The sequence below is a fragment of the Embleya sp. NPDC005971 genome (assembly GCF_040629175.1).
Taxonomy (GTDB): domain Bacteria; phylum Actinomycetota; class Actinomycetes; order Streptomycetales; family Streptomycetaceae; genus Embleya.
In genome coordinates, this window is the sequence record NZ_JBEXUX010000137.1 from 1 (window position 1) to 7689 (window position 7689).

6 protein-coding genes and 1 pseudogene are annotated in these 7689 nt (G+C 71.6%); all 7 read right to left on the reverse strand.

The features are described from left to right. Positions 1–258: 258 nt before the first annotated feature. The gene (locus ABZ374_RS47560; protein WP_360324819.1) at positions 259–864 is read right to left on the reverse strand and encodes a dihydrofolate reductase family protein; all 606 of its coding nucleotides are present in this window, start codon (positions 862–864) and stop codon (positions 259–261) included. Between the two features lie 320 nt (positions 865–1184). After that, positions 1185–1607, reverse strand: coding sequence for a hypothetical protein (locus tag ABZ374_RS47565; RefSeq protein WP_360324821.1), 423 nt, complete (start codon positions 1605–1607; stop codon positions 1185–1187). A 526-nt stretch (positions 1608–2133) separates the two neighbouring features. Then, complete coding sequence (locus tag ABZ374_RS47570; protein WP_360324823.1) at positions 2134–3288, reverse strand: acyl-CoA dehydrogenase family protein; 1155 nt, start codon at positions 3286–3288, stop codon at positions 2134–2136. Then, positions 3285–4076 carry an amino acid racemase gene (locus tag ABZ374_RS47575; RefSeq protein ID WP_360324825.1) on the reverse strand — a complete coding sequence of 264 codons (792 nt, stop codon included), beginning with the start codon at positions 4074–4076 and terminating at the stop codon, positions 3285–3287. Before ABZ374_RS47575 ends, ABZ374_RS47570 begins: the two co-directional genes overlap by 4 nt. Before the next feature lies 1 nt (position 4077). Then, complete coding sequence (locus ABZ374_RS47580; RefSeq protein ID WP_360324828.1) at positions 4078–6537, reverse strand: condensation domain-containing protein; 2460 nt, start codon at positions 6535–6537, stop codon at positions 4078–4080. Position 6538: 1 nt separating this feature from the next. Next, the gene (locus tag ABZ374_RS47585; protein ID WP_360324831.1) at positions 6539–7609 is read right to left on the reverse strand and encodes a non-ribosomal peptide synthetase; all 1071 of its coding nucleotides are present in this window, start codon (positions 7607–7609) and stop codon (positions 6539–6541) included. Continuing rightward, a pseudogene (locus ABZ374_RS47590) lies at positions 7596–7689 on the reverse strand (LuxR C-terminal-related transcriptional regulator); the annotation flags it as partial. The pseudogene ABZ374_RS47590 and the gene ABZ374_RS47585, both read right to left, overlap by 14 nt.

Below are 7689 nucleotides of genomic sequence, written 5' to 3' on the forward strand. Positions count from 1 at the left end.
CCCGCTCCGACCACCAGTTGCCCGGCTGCGACCGCCAGCTTTCGAAGGCCGGGTCGAAGATGCCGTTGGGATGGCCGAGGTAGGTGTGCGCGCTGCTCGCCCGCGGAGGCCACTGCGCGAGGGGGTCGCTCGGCTGGTCCACTCCTTCGACGCGACCCGGATCGGGCGTCGCGACGTTGGCCGTTCGCCCGCCGGCGGGTGTTGCTCCGCGCCCGCCGGCGTGGGTCCGGTGCCGTCCGGACCGGCGGACGGGCGACGTCACGCGGGGGCGCCGAGCGGCGGGTGTTCGAGCACGCGGGGTTTGTACTCGACCAGTTGGATGCGGCCGTCGAAGGTGCGGTGCTCGATCATCTCGAGGGCGACGTCCGGATAGCCGTCGTAGATGCGTTCTTCGCCCGTGGCCCCGGTGATCACCGGGAACATCACGACCCGGAAGCGGTCGACGAGTCCGGCTCGCAGCAGGGACCGGCACAGGCTGAGGCTGCCGATCGTGCCGAGGAGCCCCGAGCCACTCGACTTCATGGCGCGGACCGCCTCGACGGCGTCGTCGCGGACGAGCGTGGAGTTGGCCCACGTCAGCGGCTCCTCGAGCGAGGAGGAGAACACCACCTTGGACGCTTGCGTGAGCTCGTCGACGGACGCCTCTTCCTCGGGCCTGAACTCGTCTTGGCCTTTCGGGACCTCGCCTGCGGCGAAGCCCGACATCAGGCGGTAGGTGTTCGCTCCCATCAGGTGGGTGGCCTCGGGCTGCTCGCCGAGCCATGCGAGGTACTCCGGGCCCTCGAGGCCCCAGAACCCGGGCCATCCCTGTGCCGACGCGTGGCCGTCGAGGGAGGTGATGAAGTCGACGAGAAGCTCCGACATGGCGGTGTCCTTTCCTCGGATGTCACGAGCTTGGACCGACCGGGAGCCACAAACTCATCGGCCGCGCTGTGGAACGACGAGAAAACCCGTGACGCTGCAGCCGATCCGGTCGGCGGAGCGGCGGTGCTCCGGAAAACCCGGAGCCCTACTCGATTGCACCATGCACGCAGTCGGGTCGGCATCGTGAAGGCAAGCGCCTCTACTCCTCCGTCGAACCGTCGACCCGTAGACCGTTCCGGGTCCGGTCGGCGTCGGCCCGGCTGCGGAGGAGGCGACGCCGGGCGCCCGCTGCGCGGTCCCGGTGGCCGATCCGAGGCTCGTCATTCCCGCCGGGGCGCCGGCCGATCGAACCACTCCTTGGCGGGGGTGCGGGTGAGTTGGGTGGCGACCACGATGGCGCCCGCGATCTGGACCAGGCCGACGGATTCGCCCTCGGTCGCCATCCTGACGGCGGAGAGGAGCGTCAATGCCGCGCAGACGATCGCGGCCACGCGTGTCCTTCCGGTGCCGCGCGCGAATCGGAGGGCGAGCAGCGCACCCACGAGGGCGGCAAGCATGTCGCCCATCAGTCGTCCCGCACGGTATGCGTGGCTCTCGCCCTCGGCGTTCACGAAGACGAACACGCCGACGGCGAAAGCGATCGCGGCCATGGCGAACAGCCACCACCTGGCGATCCGCACCTGACGCGGCATGGTGGGCAAGGGCATGGGACGCATGTCGATCCACGTCGGGGGCTCGGTCATCGGCACACCCTACGGCCCGTGCCTGAGCCGAGTCCTCCAATTACCGCCCGGCGCAAGGGAGATGCGGCGGAGCGAGCGAAGACGTGGATGGTCCGGGCAGGGGTTCACCGGGGAGAGGGAGACGCGGGGAAGCGGCCGCCGAGTTGGGCCGATCGGTCCCTGCGGCTGGACTCGCACCGCTGGTGAGCGTCCTTGTCGGGTGTCGAGGGGCGGGGACCGTGCTGGGCAGGGCAATCGGGGCCGTGGCCGTGCTCGGGCTCTCGGCGGTGGGCTGCGCGGACTCGGGCTCGCCGCCGCCCTCGACTGCGGACTGGGATAACCCACTCACCCCACCCGAGAAAGGTCGCGGTCGGACCGAGCGTGGCCGGCCGCGACGTTCCGGGCGGTCGGCGCAGCCTCGGACTCCCGGGGTCGGGCCGCGCGCGTCCGGATCCGGTGACCGGCCGGCAATGGCGTCGGCCCTTCCCGAACTCGGGAGGTCGGCGAACCCGGAGACGACGCGTCGCGGCGCTGCCCGGCGGTGGGGTCAGGACAAGCCAAGGTGCCTGGCGATCATCATCTGTTGTACCTCGGTGGTGCCTTCGCCGATTTCCAGGATCTTGGCGTCGCGGTAGAAGCGGCCCACGGGGCTGTCGTTCATCACTCCGGAGCCACCGAAGATCTGGGTCGCGTCCCTGGCGTTGTCCATCGCCGCCCTGGAGGAGACCAGCTTGGCCATCGCCGCCTCCTTCGAGAAGGATTCGCCGCGCAGCATCGAGGCCGCAGCCGAGTAGTAGGCCAGGCGTGCGGTGTGGGCGCGCGTCTCCATGTCGGCGATCTTGAACTGGATCGACTGGTACGCGCCGATGCGCTGCCCGAACGCCGTCCGCTCCTTGGCATGGCGCACACACTCGTCCACGCAGCCCTGGGCCATCCCCGCCCCGACGGCCGAGATCGCGATCCTGCTCTCGTCCAGCACCGACATGAACTGCGCGATGCCCAGGCCGCGTTCGCCGAGCAGGTGCTCGGCCGGCACCCGGCAGTCGGCGAAACCGAGTTCGTGGGTGTCCGAGGCGCACCAGCCCACCTTGGAGTACGACGGTGCCACCGTGAAGCCCGGGGTGCCCGACGGCACGACGAGCGCGGAGATCTCCTTGGCGCCGTCGGCGCGGGTACCGGTCACCGCCGTCACCGTGACCAGGCTGGTGACGTCGGTACCGGAGTTGGTGATGAACGCCTTGCTGCCGTTGATCACCCATTCGTCACCGTCGAGTTCCGCCTTGGTGCGGGCCGCCGCCGTGTCGGTCCCGCCGCCGGGCTCGGTGAGCCCGAAGCCGGCGATCCGCTCGCCGGTGCACAGGGCGGGGAGCCAGCGTTCCTTCTGTGCCGCGGTGCCGAACCGATGGATGGGGATCGCGCCGAGCGTCACGCCCGCGGACAGTGCGACGGCCACCGAGCAGTCCACTCTGGCCAGTTCCTCGATGGCCAGACACAGGGTGAACACATCCCCGCCCATGCCGCCGTAGCGTTCCTCGAAGGGCAGTCCGAACAAGCCCATGCGGCCCATGGCGGCGACCAGTTCGTAGGGAAACTCCTCGCGTCGGTAGATATCGGCGATCACCGGAGCCACCTTGGCGCGGGCGAAGTCGGCGACGGTCTCGCGCAGCAGCCGGCGTTCCTTCGACAGGCGTGAGAGTGTCATCGTGCTCCTTCGGGGGGATCGGACGTGGACCCGGAGCCGGACCCGGCGACCGCCCGTCGGGCCGTCGACGAGAGCAGGCCCGGTGCGGGTCCGCGGTGGGCGTACAGGGCGTGCGCGCAGGCCGACGCCAGTGCGTCGACGCTCGACACCTGGAATTCCGCCGGCAGCCCGCTGTGCGCGTAGGCGAGCGGGAGTTCGGTACAGGCGCTGATCACCGGCAGGCACCGAATGCGCAGCAGCTCGTGGACCGCCGAACCCAGGGTCGTGCCGGCAGCCGGCAGCCGGTTCGCCTTCACCAGCACGGTGGCGGCGTGGATGCGCTGCTGGAGCGCCTCGTCGGGGAGCAGGAGTCGGTATCCCCGCTGCTGCGCATAGCGCTGATAGATGCCGCCGGCGACGGTACCCGCGGTCGCCGTCAACCAGGCCCCGTCGGGACTGGCGACCTCGGCGGCCCGCACGCTCGCCTCCACGATGTGCACCAGGGGCACCGGCAGTCGGCTGCGGAATCGATCGATGTAGACGTGCGCGGTGTTGCAGGGCACCGCGAGTAGCTCCGCGCCCCAGCCGGCAAGGGTGAACAGCGCCTGCCGGATCGGCAGGAGCGGTGCGTCGTCACCCCTGAGCAGCGCGGCGGTCCGGTCCGGGATGCCCGGCTCGGACAGCATCAGGATCCGGGGGTGCTCCTGGTCGCTGCCGGCCGCGACGCGCACGGCCAACAGCCGCAGGAACTCCGCCGTCGCCGCCGGTCCCATCCCACCGAGCACACCGAGGGTGCGTGAGCGCGCCACCTCAGCCGGCCTGCTCCCCGATCAGCCGCCGCGCGACGCGCTCGGGGATGTGGGCCGCCGCCAGCCGCGTGCCCACGGAGGCGGGACACCACCAGGTGAGCACGAGCTCGCCGGCGTCGACGACACCGGTGATCGTCGTATCGGTGTCGCCCGGGTGCCCCGGCCCGGCGAAGTCCCGCCACACCGTGTCGCGCAGCGTCCAGGACACCCCCGACGGAAGCAGCGCGGCGGCCGGATCGCCGAAGTGTTCGTAGCGCACCGGGGCCGGCTCGGCCGTTCTCGCGACCCGTACGACGCTCGCTCCCCGCGCGAGCGGGGTCACCACCCAGCGGTCCGCTTCGGCCAGCGGACCGATCACCCGTGCCGCGGGCCTGCGCGTGGTGTGATCGAGGACGTCCGCGACCAGTCGCCCGCCGCCGAACTCCTCGACCAGCACGTGCGCGATCGCAGCGGCGACGTCGCGGGCCGTGGCCGCGCGCACCGGGCAGCGCGCTTCGAGCGGCTCCTCGGCGATCGGCTCGGGTGCGGGCGAACCCGGGAGGACACAGCCGGCCCCGGCGACCTTTGGGCCCGCCTCGTCCTCGACGCCGGCGGGCTCGGCCGGGTGGTCCAGGAACGACGCGGCAGGCGGCAACCGGACGTCCGAGCCCGCCCGGAGCTGTCCCAGCCCCAGGGCCAGGTCCGCCAACAGCACCCGCCAGGACTCGACATCCGCGGCCAGTTCGTGCACCACGACCAACAGACCCGCCGGCCGGGTGCCCCGGTCGACCACCGCGGCCCGCAGCAGCGGACCCCGATCGACGTGCAGCCGGGCCCGCATCCGGTCGGTGAGCCGACGCAGCACCTGCCCCTGCGCGCCCGGGTCCTGGCCGGTGAGGTCCACCCGCGAGACGTGGACCGCACCGCCGAGGCCGCCCCGGGACTGCCGCCAGCCCTGATCCCCGTGGCCGAACCGCAGCCGCAACGCCTCGTGGTGCAGCAGCAGTTGCAGCCACACCCGCTTCAGGTCGGCGACCGGGAAACCAGACTCCGAGGTCAGGAACAGGGCTCGGGCCCGGTGCGCCGCCCGGACCGGATCCCGATCGAGAATCCGACGCTGTACCGGACGGACCGCGACCGAGCGATCGGAATCCGCGTCCGCGGTGACGCCCCCGCCCCGCGAGCCCGGGGCCTTCGGGCGGTGCATCCCGCGCAGAGCCCACTGATCCACGGCGCCCGCGACCCTGGGGATCTCCGCCACCTGCACCCACTGCGCCGGTACCAGTGCGGGGGGCAGGGCATCGGCCACCGCGGCCGCGAGCCGGTCGCCCGACGCGCTTCGGTCGGCGACGTAGTAGACCGCCAGCCGGGTGCCCGTCCGGTCGGCGTCGGCCGGGTCCGGATAGCCGATCCTGGCCAGCATCCGTTTCACCTGCGCGGTCTCCACCGGGGCCCGCAGCTCCGCGTCCGCCTCGGCGACGTCCAGATGCCCGAGCCGTACCTCCCAGCGGGTCGGCGCCTCGTAGTTGTGGAAACCGCGCTCCGCGGCGTGAACGTAGGTGCCCACATCGTTGATCATGCAGTTCGAGCTGCAGAACCCCGTATCGGTGGGCTGCGCCCAGAACGACGAGCGCTCGCGCAGGAAGGCTCGCACGTCCTCCTTCGTCACCGCCGAGTAGCGGAAGTAGTCGACGACCTGGACCGCGTTCACCGCGGCGGCGTCGACCGTGCCCGCGGCCCGGTGGTACACCTCCCGGCCCAGCCGCAGCTTCTCCTCGATCTCGGCCACGTCGAAGATGCCCTGCTCGTGGAACCAGGACAGCCGCTCGTCCATGATCTGGCCGCGGGAGAGCCCGGTGACCACCGTGGGGATGTCGCGCCGGTGCGCGAGTTCGGTGCTCAGGTCCAGGAGGGAGCGGAAGCACCCGTTGCACACGCTCTTGTGCTCCTGGAGCGAGTTCAGGAAGATCCGCTTCTGGTCGGCGTGGGTGGCGGTGACGTGTTCGATGCCCAGTTCGGCGGTGACGGTCTCGACGTTGCGCAGCGCGGTCCGCGAGATGAACCCGTTGTCGAAGGTGAAGGTCATCACCCGCAGACCCAGTCCCACGAGCTGGTAGAGCACATATGTGCTGTCCTTGCCGCCACTGAACAGCAGCAGGCAGTCGTAGTGCGATCCGCGCCCTCGCGCGGCCTCGCGCAGCCGCGGCGCCAGCTCCCGCGGGTCACGGAAGTAGGCGTGCATCGCCGATCGATGGGCGGCGTAGCGCGCGCACAGCGAACAGACGCCGTCCGGGTCGAAGCGCAGTCCCGGGTACGCGGCGCTGATCCCGCACCGGACACAGGCGCGGGCGCCCGCTGCCGCGGGGTCGGCCTCGTTGAACACGACGGCGCAGTCGAGGACGCCGTCCTGGTCCAACACGGCCGTCCGCACCCGGCGTTCGACGGACTCGATCTGCTCGGCGTCCAGCGGCTGGTCGGTCATGTCAGCTCCCGAAGAGGTCGTCGGCGTCGTCGTCGTCGGCGAGCAGCAAGCGCTCGACCAGGTTCGACAGGCCCTCGATCGTCTGGTTCGCCAGGAAGTCCGCCAGCGGGACGGACACCCCGAACTCCTCGGTCAGCCGCGCCAGTACCGAGATCACGGCCAGCGAGGTGCCCACGTCGAAGAACCGGGTGTGCACGTCGTCGACCGGGGCCGGCAGCGTACGCGCCCAGATCCCGGCGATCGTGCGTTCGGTGGCGGTGCGCGGTGCGACGGCGTCCGCGTCGGGTCGGGCGGGGGACCGCATGGGCACGGTGAGCGCCTTGCGGTCGATCTTGCCGCTGATGGTGCGCGGGATGAGCTCCAGCGGCACGATCACCGCCGGGATCGCGCCGTCCGGCAGGTGTGCGCGCAGATGCTCGCTCAGCCGAGCGCGAAGTTCCTCGGAGTCCGTCCCGGTGCCGGTCTCGACGAACGCGCACAGGTATGGCGGGGCGTCGTCCGGCTCGACCGACACGACGGCCGCCTCGGCGACCGACGGGTCCTCGCGCAGGAGCTGCTCCACCCCGTCCAGCTCCACCCGCACGCCGCCGACCTTGACCTGTCGGTCCCGGCGGCCGAGGAAGTCGAGCGTGCCGTCGGGCAGCAGGCGGGCGAAGTCCCCGGTCCGGTAGACGACTTCGTCGTCGCCGGGCCGGGTGGGGTCGGCGATGAAGGCGCGTTCGGTCTCCTGCGGCCTGCGGTGGTACCCGAGGCTGCGGTAGGCCGTACGCAGGTGAACCTCGCCGACCCGCCCCGGTGGTACCTCCCGGCCGCGTTCGTCGAGCAGCAGGACGGCGGTGTCGGGCATCGGGCGTCCGATCGGGACGGACCTGCCCCGGGCATCGGCGGCGGTGACGAAGTGGAAGGTCTTCGTCATGGTGGTTTCCGAGGGCCCGTAGAGGTTCAGCAGCCGGATCCGCTCGCCGAAGCGGTCGAACCAGCCGGCGGCGTCGGCGGGCAGCACGCGCTCGCCGGACAGGGCCACGCACTTCAGCGCCTCGAACCCCGGCCGGACCGTGTCGATCGCGCCCACCGAGCTTGGCCATGATGCGACTCACGTGCGTCTTGGCGGTGAGCGGGCTCAACCCGAGCAGCGTGCCGATCTCCGCGTTG

What these genes read in the sequence shown, in the direction of transcription:
- ABZ374_RS47560 (WP_360324819.1), bottom strand. Translation starts at nt 864, where the DNA reads ATGTCGGAGCTTCTCGTCGACTTCATCACCTCCCTCGACGGCCACGCG.
- ABZ374_RS47565 (WP_360324821.1), bottom strand. Translation starts at nt 1,607, where the DNA reads ATGACCGAGCCCCCGACGTGGATCGACATGCGTCCCATGCCCTTGCCC.
- ABZ374_RS47570 (WP_360324823.1), bottom strand. Translation starts at nt 3,288, where the DNA reads ATGACACTCTCACGCCTGTCGAAGGAACGCCGGCTGCTGCGCGAGACC.
- ABZ374_RS47580 (WP_360324828.1), bottom strand. Translation starts at nt 6,537, where the DNA reads ATGACCGACCAGCCGCTGGACGCCGAGCAGATCGAGTCCGTCGAACGC.